Origin of the sequence: Bacillus kwashiorkori (assembly GCF_001375515.1) — a bacterium.
In the GTDB taxonomy this organism is placed as follows: Bacteria; Bacillota; Bacilli; order Bacillales; family Caldibacillaceae; genus Bacillus_BK; species Bacillus_BK kwashiorkori.
In genome coordinates, this window is the sequence record NZ_CTDX01000014.1 from 70,548 (window position 1) to 91,023 (window position 20,476).

15 protein-coding genes are annotated in these 20,476 nt (G+C 37.3%); 14 read left to right on the forward strand and 1 reads right to left on the reverse strand.

Translation table 11 applies throughout. From position 1 onward, the window contains the following. Positions 1–7: 7 nt before the first annotated feature. From BN1242_RS05890 to BN1242_RS05955, 14 genes are all read left to right on the forward strand, one after another. The gene (locus tag BN1242_RS05890) at positions 8–340 is read left to right on the forward strand and encodes a YerC/YecD family TrpR-related protein (RefSeq protein WP_062352728.1); all 333 of its coding nucleotides are present in this window, start codon (positions 8–10) and stop codon (positions 338–340) included. 148 nt (positions 341–488) lie between these two features. Continuing rightward, entirely contained in the window at positions 489–1,193 is a 705-nt protein-coding gene (pcrB, locus tag BN1242_RS05895; protein WP_062352732.1) for a heptaprenylglyceryl phosphate synthase, read from the forward strand. 57 nt (positions 1,194–1,250) lie between these two features. After that, positions 1,251–3,470: a DNA helicase PcrA gene (gene pcrA / locus BN1242_RS05900; RefSeq protein WP_062352735.1), complete on the forward strand. Its 2,220-nt coding sequence runs from the start codon at positions 1,251–1,253 to the stop codon at positions 3,468–3,470. A gap of 229 nt (positions 3,471–3,699) precedes the next feature. Beyond that, the gene (gene ligA, locus BN1242_RS05905; RefSeq protein ID WP_062352738.1) at positions 3,700–5,706 is read left to right on the forward strand and encodes an NAD-dependent DNA ligase LigA; all 2,007 of its coding nucleotides are present in this window, start codon (positions 3,700–3,702) and stop codon (positions 5,704–5,706) included. A gap of 213 nt (positions 5,707–5,919) precedes the next feature. Then, entirely contained in the window at positions 5,920–7,071 is a 1,152-nt protein-coding gene (locus BN1242_RS05910) for a CamS family sex pheromone protein (protein WP_338022882.1), read from the forward strand. A gap of 162 nt (positions 7,072–7,233) precedes the next feature. After that, positions 7,234–8,781: an L-glutamate gamma-semialdehyde dehydrogenase gene (gene pruA, locus BN1242_RS05915; RefSeq protein WP_062352742.1), complete on the forward strand. Its 1,548-nt coding sequence runs from the start codon at positions 7,234–7,236 to the stop codon at positions 8,779–8,781. Between the two features lie 345 nt (positions 8,782–9,126). Then, complete coding sequence (locus BN1242_RS05920; RefSeq protein WP_062352745.1) at positions 9,127–9,582, forward strand: YueI family protein; 456 nt, start codon at positions 9,127–9,129, stop codon at positions 9,580–9,582. A gap of 464 nt (positions 9,583–10,046) precedes the next feature. Next, on the forward strand, positions 10,047–10,337 hold the full coding sequence (gene gatC, locus BN1242_RS05925; protein ID WP_062352747.1) for an Asp-tRNA(Asn)/Glu-tRNA(Gln) amidotransferase subunit GatC: 291 nt from the start codon (positions 10,047–10,049) through the stop codon (positions 10,335–10,337). Between the two features lie 13 nt (positions 10,338–10,350). Further along, entirely contained in the window at positions 10,351–11,811 is a 1,461-nt protein-coding gene (gene gatA, locus BN1242_RS05930; protein WP_062352749.1) for an Asp-tRNA(Asn)/Glu-tRNA(Gln) amidotransferase subunit GatA, read from the forward strand. Between the two features lie 12 nt (positions 11,812–11,823). Next, positions 11,824–13,254: an Asp-tRNA(Asn)/Glu-tRNA(Gln) amidotransferase subunit GatB gene (gatB, locus tag BN1242_RS05935; RefSeq protein ID WP_062352752.1), complete on the forward strand. Its 1,431-nt coding sequence runs from the start codon at positions 11,824–11,826 to the stop codon at positions 13,252–13,254. Positions 13,255–13,914: 660 nt separating this feature from the next. After that, positions 13,915–14,667 (forward strand): Bax inhibitor-1/YccA family protein, encoded by a 753-nt coding sequence (locus tag BN1242_RS05940; protein ID WP_062353244.1) that lies wholly within the window; start codon positions 13,915–13,917, stop codon positions 14,665–14,667. 96 nt (positions 14,668–14,763) lie between these two features. Continuing rightward, positions 14,764–15,318, forward strand: coding sequence for a thioredoxin family protein (locus BN1242_RS05945; protein ID WP_062352756.1), 555 nt, complete (start codon positions 14,764–14,766; stop codon positions 15,316–15,318). Positions 15,319–15,559: 241 nt separating this feature from the next. Then, on the forward strand, positions 15,560–16,543 hold the full coding sequence (locus BN1242_RS05950; RefSeq protein WP_062352758.1) for a DUF2268 domain-containing putative Zn-dependent protease: 984 nt from the start codon (positions 15,560–15,562) through the stop codon (positions 16,541–16,543). A gap of 32 nt (positions 16,544–16,575) precedes the next feature. Then, entirely contained in the window at positions 16,576–18,504 is a 1,929-nt protein-coding gene (locus BN1242_RS05955) for a DUF2207 domain-containing protein (protein ID WP_062352761.1), read from the forward strand. A 121-nt stretch (positions 18,505–18,625) separates the two neighbouring features. Here BN1242_RS05955 and BN1242_RS05960 read toward each other — a convergent pair whose 3' ends face one another. Continuing rightward, positions 18,626–20,074 (reverse strand): NAD-dependent succinate-semialdehyde dehydrogenase, encoded by a 1,449-nt coding sequence (locus BN1242_RS05960; RefSeq protein WP_077216126.1) that lies wholly within the window; start codon positions 20,072–20,074, stop codon positions 18,626–18,628. Between the last annotated feature and the right edge of the window lie 402 nt (positions 20,075–20,476).

The following is a 20,476-nucleotide window of genomic DNA, read 5'->3' on the forward strand; positions in this document are numbered from 1 at the left end:
TTCTCTAGTGCAAATAGACAAGTTACGTGGAAGAGAGTTGGACCAATTATTTGAAGCAATTTTATCATTAAAAGATGTAGAGGAATGTTATCGTTTTTTTGATGATTTATGCACGATAAACGAAATACAATCATTATCTCAGCGTTTGGAAGTAGCTAGGTTGTTGCAAACAGGAATCACATACCAAAATATTGAAAAACAAACCGGTGCAAGTACAGCAACTATTTCTCGGGTGAGAAGATGTTTAACTTATGGTAATGACGGATATCCAATGGTGTTAAATCGAATTAATAAAGATGAAAAGAAGCCTGAAACCGAAGAAGAAACAGTACATGAATGATAAAATATATTTACTAACGAAAGAGCAAGGGATTCCTCGCTCTTTTTTCTTGAAAAAAATTCCATGTATAAAAAGACAGCGAATGATTTTTTAAAAGAAAAAGGAATGTTATAATGTTTTAATGGACGATATAAATGGAGGAAAAACGATGTACAATGTTCAGGAATGGAAGCATGTATTTAAGTTAGATCCAAATAAAGAGATATCCGATGAGCATTTAGAGAAAATTTGTGAATCTGGAACGGATGCAATTATTATTGGTGGAACAGATGGGGTAACACTAGAAAATGTATTAAATCTAATGGCAAGAGTTAGGCGTTACCCGCTTCCTTGTTCATTAGAAGTTTCTTCCTTTGAGGCAATTACCCCTGGCTTTGATTTATATTTTATCCCAACCGTTTTAAATAGTAAGAATCGTGAGTGGATTGTTGGACAACATCATCAAGTTCTAAAAGAAGTTGGATATTTAATTAATTGGGATGAAGTTGTTGTCGAAGGATATTGTGTGTTAAATCCAAATAGTCATGTTGCGAAACTAACCGAAGCAGATACTAACTTAGATGAAGACGACATTATTAGTTATGCGCAATTATGTGAAAGAATTTTCCAACTACCGATTTTTTACTTGGAATATAGCGGTACATACGGCAATCCGGAAATAGTAAAAGGGGTGAAAGACAAACTCGAAAATGCCCAACTATTTTACGGTGGTGGTATTACCGATGCGACGAAGGCAGAAGAAATGAGTAAGCACGCAGATACAATTGTTGTAGGAAATATTATTTATGAAGACTTAGAGCGTGCGTTAACAACGGTAAAAGCAGTAAAAAAAATGTCAAAAGGCATTGATTGATCAATACAACTAATGTACAATAAAATACAAACATTTGTTCTTATAAGGGTGATATAAATGCAATTTTTAACAGATCGGTTACTGTCGGGATTAAACAAAGAGCAACAAGCGGCAGTAAAGTTAACAGAAGGTCCACTGCTGATTATGGCAGGGGCTGGTAGTGGCAAAACCCGTGTTTTAACCCATCGAATAGCATATTTAATGGTAGAAAAACAAGTGAATCCTTACAATATTTTAGCCATTACTTTTACGAATAAAGCCGCCCGTGAAATGAAAGACCGGATTAGACAATTGCTTGGTGGTGCAGCGGAGGAAATATGGATTTCCACTTTTCACTCGATGTGTGTGCGAATTTTAAGAAGAGACATCGACCGCATCGGGATCAATCGCAACTTTACAATATTAGATTCTGGTGATCAATTATCCGTAGTAAAAGGCATTGTCAAAGAATTAAATATTGATCCGAAAAAATTTGATCCTCGTGCTATTCAAGGTACGATTAGTAGCGCGAAAAATGAACTAGTAGATGCAAAGGGATATGAAAAATCTGCAGGTAATTATTATGAGAAAGTTGTTGCCGATGTTTTTACTGAATATGAGAAAAGGCTTTTAAAAAACCATGCACTCGATTTTGATGATTTAATCATGAAAACAATTTTATTGTTCCAACGAGTGCCAGAAGTATTGGAATACTATCAGCGAAAGTTTCAATATATTCACGTTGATGAGTATCAAGATACGAATAAAGCCCAATATCAATTAGTTCAAATGCTTGCTGCGAAATTTAAAAATATTTGTGTTGTTGGTGACTCGGATCAATCGATTTACCGTTGGCGAGGTGCAGACATTGCCAATATTTTATCGTTTGAAAAAGATTATGAACATGCAGAGGTTATTTTACTCGAACAAAATTATCGATCTACGAAAACGATTCTACAAGCGGCAAATGAAGTGATAGCGAATAATAAAAATCGTAAACCGAAAAATTTATGGACGGAAAATTCGCAAGGCAATTTAATCCACTATTATCATGCGGCAACAGAAAGTGAAGAGGCATTATTTGTCACTAGTAAAATTGATGAACTTGTCAAGACAAAAAAGCGAAAGTATGCTGATTTCGCCATACTATACCGTACAAATGCCCAATCACGGGTAATGGAAGAAATGTTAATTAAAGCGAATATTCCATATAAAATTGTTGGCGGTACGAAATTCTATGATCGGAAAGAAATTAAAGACTTACTTGCATATTTGCGTCTAATTTCTAACCCAGATGATGATATTAGTTTATCCAGAATCATTAACGTCCCAAAACGGGGAGTTGGCGTTAGTTCTCTAGAAAAAATTGCCCAATATGCTGGCCGAAATGATATCTCACTTTTTGCTGCATTAAAAGAAGTGGATTTTATCGGATTAACTCCAAAAATAACGAAGGCTTGTATGGAGTTTTATGAGTTAATCAATGGTTTTCATCAAATGCAAGAATATTTATCTGTTACGGAATTAACGGAAGAAATTATCGAAAAATCAGGATATAAAGAGATGCTTAAGGCGGAAAAATCATTAGAAGCGGAAAGCCGGTTGGAAAACATTGAAGAATTTCTTTCTGTTACGAAAAGTTTTGAAGAAAAAACGGAGGATAAATCGCTTCTCGCCTTCTTAACAGATCTTGCCCTCATTGCCGATATTGATCGAATGGATGAGGAAGAAGTAGTGGATGATTCCGTTGTGTTAATGACTTTGCATTCAGCGAAAGGGTTAGAATTTCCGGTCGTGTATTTAATCGGTTTGGAGGAAGGGATTTTTCCTCATAGTCGTAGCTTAATGGATGAAGCGGAAATGGAAGAAGAACGTCGGTTAATGTATGTGGGAGTTACAAGGGCGGAAGAAGAATTATTTTTAACAAACGCCCAAATGCGCACACTATACGGACGCACGAATATGAATATGCCTTCCCGGTTCATTGATGAAATTCCGGCAGAGCTGTTCCTTGACTTAAATGAAGTAAGGAAACAGAAAAGGTCAGAGAGTACAACAGCTGTGACAAACACCATGAATACAGTACAGAGAAGGCAGAGAGTAATGGCTCCTATTAGTAGCGGTGGTGAAAAACTTGCATGGAAAGCAGGAGACCGCGCTCAACATAAAAAATGGGGCATTGGTACGGTTGTTGCAGTATCAGGAAAAGAAGATGACTTGCAATTAGATATTGCTTTTCCGAGTCCAGTAGGTATAAAACGGCTATTAGCTAAATTTGCCCCTATTGAAAAAGCGTAATTTTAATAAAGATTATGATAAACTACTTTTTCGCCTGTATGAGGGGGAGTATTTCCTCATGTGTTATTTTTTAAAGTGAAAAGATAGCCTAGATAGATAAGTTGGAAGAGTATTCAGTAGCGTCCTACTAGTCAATCTGCTACTGGCGTTGTATGAAGTAGTAACAATGTCAAATCCTCTTTTTAGTGCAGTTTGTAATGATTGAATATTTCCGAATGGAGGGTTCTTTGTGAATCTGAGTGAGGCAAAAATCCGTGCAGAACAATTACGGGAATTACTAATTAAATACGGTCATGAATATTATGTATTAGACAACCCTTCTGTACCTGATGCGGAATATGATCAACTGCTTCAAGAGTTGGTAATGATTGAAGAGCAGTATCCTGAGTTAGTTACACCGAATTCCCCAACCCAACGTGTTGGAGGAGAAGTGTTAGAAGGGTTTTCTAAAGTTGAGCATACGGTCCCGATGCTAAGCTTAGCTAATGGTTTTAATGAGGCGGATTTACGGGATTTCGACCGGAAAGTACGGCAGGCAGTGGGCGATGATTTCTCCTATGTTTGTGAATTGAAAATTGATGGCCTCGCAGTTTCTTTACGATATGAAAATGGGTTGTTCGTTCAAGGATCAACAAGAGGCGATGGGGTCGTCGGCGAAGATATTACTGTGAATCTACGCACAATCCGCTCCATTCCTCTGCAATTAACAGAGCCTATAACAATGGAAATTCGCGGGGAAGTATTTATGCCGAAAAAGTCTTTCGAAAAATTGAATCAAATTCGCGAACAAAAAGGGGAAGAGCTTTTTGCTAACCCACGCAATGCTGCTGCAGGTTCATTGCGGCAACTTGATCCGAAAATTGCTGCAGCACGAAACTTAGACGTCTTTTTATATGCAATAGGTGAAGTAGAAGGAAAAACTTTAACAACTCATAGTGAAAGTTTAGATTTTTTAGATCAGTTAGGTCTGAAAACGAACAAAGAACGTCGTGTTTGTCCTTCTATTGAAGAAGTGTTAACCTATATAGCCGAGTGGAATGAAAAACGACCGACATTATCATATGAGATTGACGGTATCGTCATAAAGGTGAATCAACTGGCTCATCAACAAAAGTTAGGTGCTACTGTAAAAAGTCCACGCTGGGCGATTGCCTACAAGTTTCCTGCTGAAGAAGTTGTAACAAAGTTGCTTCATATTGAACTGAGTGTTGGCAGGACTGGTGTTGTAACACCTACAGCCATTTTGGAACCTGTCCGGGTTGCTGGTACAACGGTGCAACGAGCCTCCCTTCACAACGAAGATTTAATTAAGGAAAAAGATATTCGTATCGGTGATTACGTAGTCATTCGAAAAGCTGGGGATATTATTCCAGAAGTAGTTGGTTCTCTAGCTGATAGGAGAACGGGAGTAGAAGAACCATTTCGGATGCCAGAGCATTGTCCCGAATGTGCCAGTGAACTTGTTCGTCTAGATGAAGAGGTAGCCCTTCGTTGCATTAATCCAAAATGTCCTGCTCAAATTCGCGAAGGACTGATTCATTTCGTATCAAGGAATGCGATGAATATTGAAGGTCTAGGTGAAAGAGTCATTACACAACTATTTGAAGCGGATTTAATTAAAGATGTGGCAGATATTTTCCAGTTGAATCGGGAACAGTTAATTAAACTTGAAAGAATGGGTGAAAAATCTGTTGCGAACTTATTAAATGCAATCGAAGCTTCCAAACAAAATTCTTTAGAACGCCTTCTTTTTGGCTTAGGGATTCGTAATGTTGGTTCAAAAGCTGCTAAAATATTGGCACAGCACTTTGAAACAATAGATAACTTACAAATGGCCAGTGAGGAAGAGTTACAAAACATTCATGAAATTGGTGAAAAAATGGCCAAGTCTGTTGTTACATACTTTGAGCAACCAGAAGTGCATGAATTAATCCTTGAGTTGAAAGAGTATGGTGTGAACTTAACATATAAAGGTCCGAAAGTGCAGGATTCCGCGTCCATCGACTCAATTTTTTCTGGAAAGACGGTTGTTTTGACTGGAAAATTAGAAACGTTAACCCGAAATGAAGCGAAAGAAAAAATTGAAAATCACGGTGGCAAAGTAACAGGAAGTGTTAGTAAGAGCACGGATTTTGTAATTGCAGGAACTGATGCGGGGTCCAAACTGAAAAAAGCGGAACAATTGGGAATACCGGTGATGTCAGAAACGGAACTTATTGCAGAATTAAATAAATAGCTCTGTTATTTGAAGCGAAGTATCGGTTTTTTTGCCTTTATATAAAAAGCGGAAAGGAGGAAACAAGGTAGAGGTATCGGATGTATCAGATAGTATGGTTGATGATTTGAACGTTCCATGCTGTATCTGGCGGGATTTCCTCCCCCACTTATCGTTGAATTATGTTTCTCATACGATTAGTTAGGGGTTCCTTGTCTATTTGAGATGAAAAAAATGATGATTTCAGCCTTTCTCCTCATCTTTGTTTTATCAGGATGTGTGCCTAACTTTGGAGAACAGGAAGAAGTAATACCTGAAGATAAAGATACAGAAGAGAAAGCAATTGTTCCTAACTATCAAATTTCTGATTCGTATTATCGGACAATTTCTCCATTTAAGCCTTCCGACTCAAGAGGAACCGTCTTAGAGAGATTGAACTCTCGTTATGATAGTGATGAATTTGAAGAAGGGTTGCTTCGGATTGCACAAAAAACTTTTTCAACGGAAGATTATATTTTCCAAGATGGTCAATATTTAGATAAGGATACGATTGTTAAATGGCTTAGTAGGAAATATACAGCGAGCCAACTAAAAGAGCGCAATTTGAGCGAAACAGATAATGTCGGACTAAATCCTACGTTAAATGTTGGTAAAGACGAAGTAGCAGCCCATGAAAAAAGCCCTTTGTATTTATCACATATTCTGGAACATAATTATTTAGTTAAAACGGACGGAAAAAAAGTAAAACTAGCAGGTATTTCTATTGGTCTTGCCTTAAACTCCGTGTATTACTACAATACTAAAGATGGTAGATCAAACAGTGTCGAGATTTCTGATACAGAATTGGATAAGCAAGGGAAAAAAATAGCGGAGGAAATCGTTCAACGTTTGCGAAAAATTGAAGGCTTAGGAAGTGTTCCAATTGTCGTTAGTTTATATAAGCAACAAGAACGGAATTCGGTAATTCCAGGTAATTTCTTTTCCTATGGTGTTGTAAAGAAGGGTACATCAGTTGATTGGTCGGAAGTGAATGAACAGTATGTACTTTTCCCTTCGTCCATAGCTTCATCAAAACAATACCGGGCAGACTTCGAGAAATTTGAACAGTTTCAAAACAATGTCGATAAATATTTTCCAAACTATAATGGGGTCGTCGGTCGTGCGTTTTATGCGGAAAATGAAATACGAAAATTGGAGATTGATGTGACAATCCAATTTTTTGGCAAAGCAGAAACAATAGGCTTCGCCCAATATGTCGCCGGTCTACTTGTTAAATCATTTCCAGAGAATTTGCATGTCGAAATCAATATAAAATCAACAAAAGGCCAAGAAGCATTAATTCTAAAAGAAGCAAACAAAGACGAACCTTTCGTATATGTTTACTAGGTATAGCCAATGTATTCGGCTATACCTCTTTTTTTGGTTGGGGACAGTCCCCCACTGCTTTAAAGCGCTAAAGTATGTTCGCATATTCATTGAAGGGGAAAAGTAAAACGTGCTAGAATAGAGGGGAAATGGAAACGCTTTTATACATAGGAGGGGAAATGGATGGTATTACCTTACAAACATGAACCATTTACGGATTTTTCGAATGAGGATAATCGGAAGAAGTTTTTAGCTGGTCTAGACCTTGTAAATAGTTATTTAGGGAAGGACTATGATTTAGTAATTGGCGGTCAACGAGTGACAACAGAAGAAAAGATTATTTCTATAAATCCAGCAAATAAAGAAGAGGTTATTGGCCGTGTAGCAAAGGCAAGTCGTGACTTAGCAGAACAAGCGATGCAAGAGGCACTAAAAGCATTTGAAACATGGAGAAAGTCTAAGCCGGAAATGCGCGCAGATATTTTATTTAAAGCGGCGAATATCGTTCGGATGAGAAAGACGGAGTTTAGTGCGCTATTAGTAAAAGAGGCTGGGAAATCTTGGAGAGAAGCGGATGCGGATGTGGCAGAGGGCATTGACTTTATGGAATATTACGCAAGGCAAATGCTGGAGTTAAAAGAGGGAGTTCCCGTTGAATCGAGACCGGGTGAGTTAAACAAATTTTTCTACATCCCACTAGGAGTCGGCGTCGTGATTTCCCCGTGGAATTTTGCCTTTGCAATAATGGCAGGAACAACAGTTGCTGCTTTAGTTACTGGAAATACCGTTTTACTAAAACCTGCTTCAGCTACTCCAGTCGTTGCAGCTAAGTTTGTGGAAGTTTTGGAAGAAGCAGGCTTACCTGCAGGAGTTCTGAACTATATACCTGGAAGTGGATCGGAAATTGGGGACTATTTAGTCGATCATCCGAAGACACGTTTTATTAGTTTCACTGGTTCACGTGAAGTTGGTGTAAGAATATATGAGCGCGCTGCGATAGTTCAACCTGGACAAATTTGGCTTAAGCGGGTTATCGCTGAAATGGGCGGTAAGGATACGATTGTTGTCGATAAAGAGGCAGATTTGGAATTGGCGGCTCAATCCATCGTAGCGTCAGCTTTCGGATTTTCTGGACAAAAATGTTCAGCCTGTTCACGTGTTGTTGTTGTTGAAGATGTTTATGAACAAGTGATAAATAGAGTGACCGAATTAACAAATCAATTACAAGTTGGTGATCCTGCATTATTTGAAAATTATACAGGGCCTGTTGTAGATCAAGCAGCATTCGATAAAATTATGAAGTATATTGAAATTGGTAAACAAGAAGGAACCCTCGTAGCGGGTGGTGAAGGCGATAATAGTAAAGGATACTTTATTAAGCCAACTGTATTTAAAGATGTTGCTCCGGATGCGGTCGTTATGCAAGAAGAAATTTTTGGCCCAGTCGTTGCTTTTACGAAAGCGAAGGATTTTGATCAAGCAATCGAAATTGCCAACAACACAGAATATGGTCTAACTGGTGCAGTAATTTCAAATAACCGTGATCATATTGAGAAAGCTCGGGAAGACTTCCATGTCGGCAACCTCTACTTTAACCGTGGGTGTACGGGGGCAATTGTTGGCTATCAACCTTTTGGTGGTTTCAATATGTCAGGAACTGATTCGAAAGCTGGTGGTCCGGATTACCTCCTTCTTCACATGCAAGCAAAAACAACGTCAGAAATGTTTTAATGGAGAACGAATGAATGTACATTAACTTCACTTATATTATAAGCTAGTAATTAATTTTCAATACGAAGAAAAAAGCCGTTAAAACCCCTAGCTAAGGGAGGGTTTTAACGGCTTTAAATTTCGCCCACGCCCACGCTTGGGGGACTGTCCCCAACAATTCTAAAAGTATTGAATTTTTATTTGAAAACAGGTAAGCTATTATATGAATGTTCGGTTTTTCACAATTTATTAATCGGCAATAATAACCATCAAATAGGAAGTCACAATCCAGACTGGGTGAATAGACTGTAAGGAAGAAAACGCATATTAAAATAGATTAATACGCAAATTTAGGAGTGTATTTCGATGGGCGGACCAAACTTAGATGATTATTTAACAAAAGGAATGTATGGCGAGAAACAAATTAAAGCTGATGAGCGGCGAAAGTTTCTTGGAACTATAAGAGAACGGGTTGTCGTTGTACTTACGAACGAACAAATATATGAAGATAAATTATCGAAGCAAATAGGGGATTATATGAAATCCAATCCAAAAGCGAAACTTTTACTGAATGGTGCAATTAATTACGATTTCCTGCGCAAATATATTCAATTGGCGGATAAACATCACATCCCATTTACTATCGTTAATAAAGATACAGAAACAAACATTGGCCTTGTTTTGACATATGACTATGCGATTGATAAAGAAAATATCTATTTAAAAGATGAAGATGATCTGTTAGAAACGGAGCAAACGCCAAAAAGTACAAACGAAGAAACAGGTGGCCTAAAATCCTTTCTTAAAAAATTATTAAGGTAAATAGTTTCTATCAGCTTTTAACAGGTTGGCGCGACAATGTTTAAACTGTAACCTTATCATACGAAGCTCAAAAAGTGTTCATATAACAATCAGACAGCCCTTTCCAGAACGTACCTTCGTTCTGCAAATAAAGGTGTCTGATTATTTTTTTAGAAGAAAGTGCCCAAACACGTCTGACCAGACTGCTTTGTTTTTTACTTCCAAAAACGCGGCGTTGGCCAAAACTCTAACTCTTTCTATCAATACTTTACCTACTTAAGCTAGCGTATGAGTAAAATTATAGTAGGCAGAAAGATATGTTCTTCCCCGTTCATTTCGTGATTGTCCAATAGAGCGCTTACTAAATAACCCACAAGCACTATTTTCAAAAACATGATAAAATATCCATGGATAACATTGCCTTACTAATTTCCGTTTTGCTATGATAAAGAATAGTGTTTGGTAAATTTTTTGGAGGTGAGATTATGTCAAGAATTTCTAAAGAACAAGTACAACACGTAGCCCATTTGGCACGGTTGGAAATAACAGAAGAAGAAACAGAATTATTCACATCTCAATTAGATGCAATTATTTCTTTTGCAGAAGAATTAAATGAATTAGATACATCCAATGTAACACCTACATCCCATGTATTAGAAATGAAAAATGTGATGCGCGAAGATGCTTCTGGAAAAGGATTGCCTCGCGAGGAAGTTTTAAAAAATGCACCAGATCATCAAAATGGACTCATTCGCGTGCCGCAAATATTAGAATAAGGAGGGAAAAAACATGGCTTTGTTTGACCATAAATTAAAGGACCTTCATGAATTGCTAGATAAGAAAGAGATTTCCGTTTCCGACCTAGTTGCTGAAGCTTTTAACAGAATACATGAAGTAGACGGGAAAGTAAAAGCATTTTTAACATTAGATGAAGAACGGGCGAAAGAGCGGGCAAAATCCCTCGACACTGTATTACAAAATGAAGGAAAAAAAGGTTTGCTCTTCGGGATACCGATTGGGATTAAAGATAATATTGTCACGAAAAACCTTCGAACAACTTGTGCGAGTAAAATGTTAGAAAACTTTGACCCCATTTACGATGCAACAGTTATGGAAAAATTAGCTGATGCAGGTACGATAACAATAGGTAAATTAAATATGGACGAGTTTGCAATGGGATCGTCCACCGAAAACTCCTACTTCCAAAATACATATAATCCGTGGAATTTAGACTATGTTCCCGGTGGTTCATCTGGTGGCTCTGCAGCAGCTGTTGCGGCTGGGGAAGTACCATTTACTCTCGGTTCCGATACTGGTGGATCCATTCGACAACCAGCAGCATATTGTGGCGTTGTTGGGTTGAAACCGACATACGGCCGTGTTTCACGCTATGGTCTTGTCGCTTTTGCTTCATCTTTTGACCAAATTGGGCCAATTACGAAAACGGTAGAAGACAATGCCTATCTTTTCCAAGCAATTGCAGGAGTTGATCCGAAAGATTCTACTTCCGCTAATATCACTGTTTCTGACGTTACTGCTAGTTTAACTGGTGATATTAAAGGCTTACGAATTGCTGTACCAAAGGAATACCTTAGTGAAGGTGTAAGTGAAGAAGCCCGTCAAGCAGTGATGGCTGCCTTAAAAACATTAGAAAATTTAGGAGCTACTTGGGAAGAAGTTTCTTTACCACACTCTAAATACGCATTAGCTACGTATTATATTTTAGCTTCATCAGAGGCGTCTTCTAACTTAGCAAGATTTGATGGGGTTCGTTACGGTTACCGTACACCAAATGCGAAAAATCTAGAGGAACTGTTCAAGAAGACACGTCGAGAAGGATTTGGTGACGAAGTAAAACGTCGGATTATGCTCGGAACATTCGCATTAAGTTCTGGATATTACGATGCTTATTATAAAAAAGCCCAACAAGTTCGCACATTAATTAAAAATGACTTTGAAAAGGTTTTTGAAAAATATGATGTAATTGTTGGTCCAACAACTCCAACAGCTGCATTTAAAATTGGTGAAAACATTAATGATCCATTAACAATGTATGCTAATGATATTTTGACAATCCCTGTCAACTTAGCTGGAGTTCCTGGCTTGTCTATTCCATGCGGTTTTTCAAGTAATGGTCTTCCTTTAGGTTTACAAATTATTGGAAAACACTTTGATGAAGCGACCGTATATCGTGTTGCCCATGCATTTGAACAAGCAACTGACTATCATAAACAAAAACCACAATTGTAAGGGGTGAAACTAATGAATTTTGAAGCAGTAATAGGTTTAGAAGTTCACGTGGAACTAAAGACCGAGTCGAAAATCTTTTCACCGGCACCAGCTCATTTTGGGGCGGAACCGAACACAAATACGAATGTTATTGACTTAGGTTATCCAGGTGTGCTACCTGTATTAAATAAACGTGCGGTTGAGTTTGCGATGAAAGCAGCAATGGCGTTGAACTGTGAAATTGCTACCGATACAAAATTTGATCGGAAAAACTACTTTTATCCTGACAACCCGAAGGCTTACCAAATTTCCCAATATGACAAACCAATTGGTCAAAATGGTTGGATTGAAATTGAAGTCGGCGGTAAGATAAAACGCATCGGAATTACCAGACTTCATTTGGAAGAAGATGCAGGAAAACTATTCCATGGACAAGACGGGCACTCCCTCGTTGACTTTAACCGTCAAGGAACGCCATTAATTGAAATTGTATCTGAACCAGATATGCGCACGCCGGAGGAAGCTTACCTTTACTTGGAAAAATTAAAATCCATTATTCAATATACAGGAGTTTCTGATGTACGGATGGAGGAAGGTTCGTTGCGCTGTGATGCGAATATTTCTTTGCGTCCGATCGGTCAAGAGCAGTTTGGGACAAAAACGGAATTGAAGAACTTGAACTCCTTTAATTTTGTTCGAAAGGGTCTAGAGTTTGAAGCTGACCGTCAAGAAAAGGTGTTATTGTCTGGTGGCGTAATTCAACAAGAGACCCGACGCTTTGATGAAGCGACAGGACAAACAATTTTAATGCGGGTGAAAGAAGGATCCGAAGACTATCGCTATTTCCCTGAACCTGATTTAGTCGATCTCTACATAGATGAAGAGTGGAAAGCCCGTGTTCGTGAGACGATTCCAGAATTACCAGATGCGCGTAAAAAACGCTATGTTGAACAACTTGGCCTGCCAGCTTATGACGCAATGGTATTGACTTTAACGAAAGAAATGTCCGATTTCTTTGAAGCTACGATTGCAGCAGGAGCGGATGTGAAACTGGCATCGAACTGGTTAATGGGTGAGGTGTCTGCTTACTTAAACGCTGAACAAAAAGAATTGCATGATACCCCACTCACACCTGAAAGTTTAGCGAAAATGATTAAACTTATTAGTGATGGCACTTTATCATCCAAACTAGCGAAAAAAGTGTTTAAAGAACTAGTGGAAAAAGGCGGCGATCCGGAAAAAATCGTCAAGGAAAAAGGGTTAGTACAAATTTCTGATGAAGGCGAATTATTAAAAATTGTCACTGAAATTTTAGACGCTAATGAACAATCAGTGATTGATTTTAAAAATGGAAAAGACCGTGCGCTAGGATTTTTAGTAGGGCAAATTATGAAAGCGACAAAAGGACAAGCGAACCCACCACTTGTGAATAAATTGTTACTACAAGAGATGGATAAACGGTAAATTGTTGACATTCACTACGAATAAAAATAGATGTAACTTCCCGTTGGGGGCTGTCCGAAAAGTAAAAACCCTCAAAAAAGCGGTAAACAACAGTTGATATATCAAGGGTTTGAAACATAAAGAGGGGCTATCCAGAAGTTGAAAATACGACTTTCTGGATAGCCCCTTATTTATTTTTGCTTCGGTGTGATGGATGGATGTGCCAGAGATATCGTAACAATCATTGTAGTAATTCCCCATCTTTCGCCCCTATCAACAGGCTTTCCACGATAAATTCTTTCCTTGATATAATCTAGAAAATATAGAAACCTTTCAACAGTGTTAACGTATTTATATACATACTAAACTATGCATGCCGCATCCCTTATGGTGAACTCTAAATGTAATCTTGTTGTAAAACGCTATTTGCCCATTGTGCTCTAGCTAATTATTCGCTAAAAAAACTTGACCAATTAGGAAGGAAAATAATAATTAGGTGTAATTAATACCCCATATTTGCCTGACCAATTAGGAAGAAAATTAATTATGAGATGAACCGTTAAACATCTGTTAATTTTGTGAGTTCTAAGAAAATTTATCACTTAGAAAAAAAGGTAACAAAATAATAAGCCTGTCCGTGAAAGAACAGAGACGATCACGAATACAATAATCATGGATGCAATGAATGGAGGGAAAATAGTGAGAAGTGGAAATCCGAGCTTAAGAGAAAACACGTTTAATGATTATCAAGGATTAGGTTATCAAAATGAAATGACGATTTCTGGTACCGTAAATAAGACATTTATTTTATTAGTCTTAGTAACGGCTAGTGCAGCATTTACATGGTACTTATATTTTACCGGACAAAATGTGATGCCATATTTGATTACGGGAGCGATTGGCAGCTTTATTTTTGCTTTAATAACTATTTTTGCGAAGAAGGCTGCTCCAGTAACTGCCCCAATTTATGCTATTTTAGAGGGACTATTTATTGGTGGTATATCGGCATTTTATGAAGAACAAGTAGAAGGTATAACGTTTATGGCTGTATCGTTAACTTTTGCAGTGTTATTCGGATTATTGCTCGTCTATAAATCTGGTTTAATTAAAGTTACTCAAAATTTTCGTCTCGGTATATTTGCTGCAACACTCGGGATATTTCTAGCCTATTTTTTACATTTTATTTTGAGTTTTTTCGGGATGTCGATTCCTTTTATTCATGATTCTGGCCCAATTGGCATCGGTGTGAGTGTATTTATTGTAATTATTGCAGCCTTAAACTTAGTGCTTGATTTTGATTTTATTGAAAAAGGGGCGGAAATGCGTTGTCCGAAATATTTGGAATGGTATGCTGCATTCGGTTTAATGGTGACACTTGTATGGCTTTATTTAGAAATATTACGGCTTCTGTCTAAAATTTTCTCCAGGGATTAACGTAGATCGACAATGAAAAAGCGATAAAATTGCTAGTGAGGGGAATGGAAGTTAAAATAGTTACTAGTAATAATAAAGGGATTAAGGGGGATATTTATGCAATTAAATGATTGGTTTCAAAAGGGGATTTCCTTTGAACAGTACATTGAGCAGATGGAGCGAAATAAAGAGAAGATGCTTTCCATCTATAGTCAATTTGAATTAACCGACAATCAAGTGGAAAAGTTAACAAGTTTAGCAACAGAAGAAATACGTGTCATTGCCATTACGGAAGATTGGTGTGGGGATGCGATGTTAAATAATCCAATCTTAATGAGGATTGCTGAAAGAGCTAAAATGAATGTCCACTTTTTACTGCGTGATCAAAATTTAGAATTAATGGATCAGTATTTAACGAACGGTACATCCCGTGCAATCCCGATATACATATTTCTGAATGGGGCAGGAGAGGAAATTGCTGTTTGGGGTCCAAGATCAAAGGAAATGCAACAATTTGTATTAGAAGAAAGAGAAAAATTACCACCACAAGAGGCAGAAGATTTTTCCGATAAACAACAAGAAATGTACCGAAATATTACGAAGCGTTTTTTAACTGATAAGACTGTATGGGATAATGTTGCCGACAGTATTATTGCGACATTAGTTAGATAAATATTTTTATCAAAAATGTCTTCAAGCGATAGACTTGTGAATTACTACATTAAAAAATTCGTACGATAATTTGCAGTTATTTTTCGGATTAGGGGAGTATAAAACCTTTTATAATGTTTATTTAGGGTAAGTAAAATGTAATCATGCTTGGGAAGACCACTATCCCAAGCATTTTTCATAAATTTAGTAATGTTGCCCTATCGTCAAAGGTAGGAATAATACGTTCATAAGGGGCGAGCAAATGAAGAAATGGATTTTACCGTTGGTTGCATTGCTAATATTAAGTGGCTGTAATAATTTTCCTGTATATAAACAAAACGGACTTGAACAGCTAATTGTTCAAAGGGAAACAATCCAAGAGCAATTTGTTGATCTAGAAGTGATTCAACTAGACGATGATTATGAGATAACGGTTGTGTTTCCGTTCAAAGCTTATGAAGAATATATTCGAATTGTAAACAAGCAAGGAAGTCAAGATGAGTCTAGTCAATTAAAAGATATTTTTCAAGAAACAGTGATAGATAATATTGCCACTTACTGCTTTCTCACAAAACCTAATTCCATCCATTATGATCATTATATTAATAACCCACCACCGTTAAAAGGTGATTTATTAAAAACATATTTAAAAGAACTTGATAAAGAAGCGATATTAATGATGATAGCAAAAGGGCTTACGGAATCAAGAGATCTATTAAAGGGACCAAAAAAGGGAAATGTTTGTGTTTTACCAGCACCAACATTTTCATATTCAAGTGGAATCGCTAAAGGAGAACGAAATATGATTTTATTTTATCGTAATATTAATGATTTAGATTCTCTTTTTGATGTGATAACGCATGAGTATCATCATAATGCACTCGCAAATTTAGCTCCAACCCATAATTATATTACTCTCCTAGAACAGCTTATTATTGAGGGGAAAGCAACTTACTTTGAAAGTTTATTAAACCAAGAATCAGTTCTGAATGGTGGGGAAGAATATGAAAATCATGAGCTTGTGAAAGTAGTATTAGAAAACTTAGATTCATATAGTAGTGAGTTCAATGAAAAGGTTTTATTCGGTGATGACGAGAGGTTTCCACCAAATTATGGATATTATTTAGGATATACGATAGTGAAAGAGTATGTTGAGAAGCACCCGCAACTTTCAATTGAAGAATGGACGAAGGCAGATCCAGAAGAAATTCTAGAAAATACCGAGGATTGGAAGCACAGCTATTAAACATGGAATGGAATGAAAGGGGGCAACCTTCTTTGAAGTATTATAAAAAAGCAATCTTCACTTTATTACTCGTTTGTTTCATTGTAATGAGTTATCCAATGATCTACGCCAACGCAGCTATAAAAGAGATTGATAAGTTGGAGATTTTTGCTTACGTATTACCGGACGGTGATTTATATGTGGAAGAGTTATATAGTTATAACTTTATCGGGAAACATGATAGTATTTCGCGGATTATTGAGTTAGATAAATCGACTAGAGTGGAATTTTTTGAAGGATATAAAGTTCCAAATGATGTTGCCACTTGGTATGAATTGCCTGAGGAGCTAGAATCATTAACGGTTACTAGAGATGAAAGTACATATAACGTTCTGGATAGTTACCAAAATGAGCGGAGGAAAGTATTTTATCGATATCGCCTTGATAGTGTGGTGAGAAAATATAAAGATGTCGGTGACTTAACTTGGAATTTTTTTAGCCCACTTCAAATGGATGACATAAAGGAATTGACTATAACCATTTTTTTATCGGAACAAGAATATTTCCCACCGTATACATATGGATTTATTCACGATTTAACAAATGGAAAAATGGAGGTTACTTCTCATTCATTATATTACTATAACAAAAACATTAGAGGAGGTTCACCGATTGAGTTTCGCCTCGTTTTTCCAGCTGATTTTTTATATGATCAGAAGATAGACGAAAATGAAGCGATGCTCGAGACGATTTTGGCTGAGGAAAAAATATATAAACAGCGCTTATCTCGGCATAATGCGTGGCTGCCGATTATGGATGACTTTTATATGTACTTCACCGTTATTGTACTGCTGTTAACGGTATTCTCCATTTTTTATCCGCCACGATTGATTCGATTGTTTTCTAGTGCAGAACGGTTGAACTCGGTAGAACAACTAGATTCCTTAACATTGTTAGCCTTTAGAAGAAAGCTGAAATTTCATTACCAAGATATTATTGCGGGGTTATATAGTCTTGTGCAAAAACAATATGTTCGCGTGGAATGGATAGCTGCAAAGGAAGCCTATCAGCAAGATGAACGGGCTCCAAAGATGGTACCGAAATTGATTTTAGTAACACCGTTAGAAACATTAAAAAAACACGAGCAATATTTAGTGGAATGGCTTTTTACAACTGAGAATAATGAAAAAGTTTTCGTATTGGATTATTTACCAGTACTGACTAATTATGAGAAGACAAATGATTGGCGAAACTATGATGAGCATGTAAGGAACCGAAAGTTGTTTCGCAAAAAAATCAAGGAATGGGCAAAATTAGTGCGAACAGATGAAGAATTGAATAAATGGATTCGGCAAACTAAATTTCGCCAACTTTTGTTTTATATCGTCACTCCTTTCTGGTTATTAACGACGGTAGTGACTGCTGGAGTGATAGGAATGGCAGATAGCTTTGATTTATTCACTTTACTTTTTTTTCTTGTTGGAACGTATTTAACTTTATATTTTACTAAAAAGAACGGTCCAATGATGTTAGCCTTATATTTTTTATTTTTTGGCTTTTCCATCGGTTACATTTGGAATTTAAATATTTTAATGTATGAATTATTAGCCCTTTTACTAGCAATTATTTCGCTATTCGTTCCAAAAGTGTATTCAACAAAATTAGGTGCACCAATGCAGAAAACAATTAATAAATGGTGGAAGGAAGTTCGCAGCGGAAAAATGCAGTTTCATAACTTTAGTGGTATGGAAAGGTCATTCCAGCATGCAATTGTTTTAGATTTCGGTCCTCATTTTTATTCTGTGTATTTAAAAAACTTAGAAGAGATAAGCGAAGAGTGCTTGTTTTTACAGCACGGTGAAGAGATAATGGGACTTTTTCGCTATCAAGCGTCAAAAATTAATTTAACGTATGCCACTAGACCTTGGCGAAGTAGTCGGGCGTATCAGTCGTCTCGTGATCGGGTGGTTGAGCATTTTTAAAGGCGGCAATAATTAGCCGCCTTTTCTCATGGGAAGAGAGGTTACGCCAACAAATATGACTACTAATAAAATAGGCATCTCGTTACAGCGAATGTTCATCACAAGATCTATCTATTTTCTCCTATATTTTAATAGAAACATATTTCAATTCGAGAAATTCGTCGATACCAAAATGTCCTCCTTCTCTTCCTAAACCACTTTCCTTCATACCGCCAAATGGTGCTTGAGCAATGGATGGCAAACTATCATTTAAACCGACAATCCCGTATTCTAGCTTTTCGTAAACATAGATGGCAGTCTTTAAGTTTTCCGTAAAAGCATAGGCGGCTAAGCCAAATGGAGAATGATTAGCCCGTTCAATTACTTCTTCTTTTGTTTTAAAAGTAGTGACAGGAGCAACGGGACCAAATGTTTCTTCATTCATAATTTTCATCTCATCGGTCACATCGTTAATAATCGTAGGCTGGACAAAATAACCGCCTTCCAAATCAGTAACCCGCTTTCCGCCACAAGCAATGGAAGCTCCGTTAGCAACGGCATCATCAATATGACTTTTTACCTTTAAGTAAGCATTTTCATCGATGAGTGGACCGATATGCGTATTTGCTTCGAGACCATAACCTACTTTTAATTTTTTCGTTTCTTCTGCTAGTTTTTCGACAACTTCTGCTGCAATCGATTCATGGACGTAAATTCGATTTGTACAAATACATGTTTGGCCACTATTGCGGAATTTTGACTGGATAACTCCTTGAACAGCTAAATCAATATTTGCATCATCAAAAATAATGAATGGCGCGTGTCCGCCAAGTTCTAAAGATACTTTTTTTACTGTATCCGCCGCACCTTTCATCAAATATTTCCCGACAGCCGTGGAGCCAGTGAAAGTTAATTTTCGCACCCGTGAGTCTTCTAACCAAGCTGCACCGATTGCTTTCGGGTCTCCAGTGACGACGTTAATTACACCAGGAGGAATACCGGCTATTTCTGCTGCTTCTGCAAGCTTTAGTGCAGTTAATGGTGTTTGTTCGGCTGGTTTAATCACTGTCGTACAACCAGCAGCAAGGGCAGGGGCCACTTTTCTCGTAATCATTGCCGCCGGGAAATTCCACGGTGTTATGACGGCAGTCACTCCAACAGGTTGTTTTAAAACGAGAATTCTTTTATCAGGTGCAGATGCAGGTATCGTTTCTCCGTAAATCCGTTTTGCTTCTTCTGCATACCAAGAAATAAAACTAGCTGCATATGTAATTTCTCCAAGTGCCTCTTTCATTGGCTTTCCATTCTCTAATACTAACGTTTCAGCAATTTCATGCTTATGGTCGAGAATGCAATCGTACCATCTTTTTAATAAGTGGCTCCGTTCCTCAGCTGTTTTTTCTGACCACTTTTGAAAAGCTTCATGACTAGCGGTAACCGCAAGTTTTGCATCTTCGTAACTACCTTTTGGAACCGAGGCAATTTTTTGTCCATTCGCAGGATTATATACGTTAAATGAATCATTACTAATTGCTTTTACCCATTCTCCATTAATAAACATTCGATTAAGTAGTACCGTCCGTAGCGACATTACAACACCTCCAGAATAATTGCTACTACAATTATACTAAATTTTTAAAAAATTAAAAGACCCCTTTTGTAAAAAATGCTGTGTAAAATATAGTTCGTCATAGTAGCTAAAATACTAGCAAAATAATATCCTTGCGACTTTAATATACTTTATCCCATATTAACGGGTAGTATGACTGACGACACAAATTTTAAATAAAACGATAAGGTAAGGCGGGAGTCAAACTGCCCGCATACATACGGTTAGTTAGACAAGCAATGGTCGCTACATAAGTATTGTCACAAAGGTTGGCATGTGTAGCCTCTTGTTTTTTACATAGGGGGATGAAACAGGCGGAAACTACGATCATCTTTGTCGATCTGCACGTCGGACTTCTTTCTCGTGGTAGAATTACTTTTTCCA

What these genes read in the sequence shown, in the direction of transcription:
- pcrB (WP_062352732.1), top strand. Translation starts at nt 489, where the DNA reads ATGTACAATGTTCAGGAATGGAAGCATGTATTTAAGTTAGATCCAAAT.
- pcrA (WP_062352735.1), top strand. Translation starts at nt 1,251, where the DNA reads ATGCAATTTTTAACAGATCGGTTACTGTCGGGATTAAACAAAGAGCAA.
- BN1242_RS05910 (WP_338022882.1), top strand. Translation starts at nt 5,920, where the DNA reads ATGATGATTTCAGCCTTTCTCCTCATCTTTGTTTTATCAGGATGTGTG.
- pruA (WP_062352742.1), top strand. Translation starts at nt 7,234, where the DNA reads ATGGTATTACCTTACAAACATGAACCATTTACGGATTTTTCGAATGAG.
- BN1242_RS05920 (WP_062352745.1), top strand. Translation starts at nt 9,127, where the DNA reads ATGGGCGGACCAAACTTAGATGATTATTTAACAAAAGGAATGTATGGC.
- gatC (WP_062352747.1), top strand. Translation starts at nt 10,047, where the DNA reads ATGTCAAGAATTTCTAAAGAACAAGTACAACACGTAGCCCATTTGGCA.
- gatA (WP_062352749.1), top strand. Translation starts at nt 10,351, where the DNA reads ATGGCTTTGTTTGACCATAAATTAAAGGACCTTCATGAATTGCTAGAT.
- gatB (WP_062352752.1), top strand. Translation starts at nt 11,824, where the DNA reads ATGAATTTTGAAGCAGTAATAGGTTTAGAAGTTCACGTGGAACTAAAG.
- BN1242_RS05940 (WP_062353244.1), top strand. Translation starts at nt 13,915, where the DNA reads ATGAATGGAGGGAAAATAGTGAGAAGTGGAAATCCGAGCTTAAGAGAA.
- BN1242_RS05945 (WP_062352756.1), top strand. Translation starts at nt 14,764, where the DNA reads ATGCAATTAAATGATTGGTTTCAAAAGGGGATTTCCTTTGAACAGTAC.
- BN1242_RS05950 (WP_062352758.1), top strand. Translation starts at nt 15,560, where the DNA reads ATGAAGAAATGGATTTTACCGTTGGTTGCATTGCTAATATTAAGTGGC.
- BN1242_RS05960 (WP_077216126.1), bottom strand. Translation starts at nt 20,074, where the DNA reads ATGTCGCTACGGACGGTACTACTTAATCGAATGTTTATTAATGGAGAA.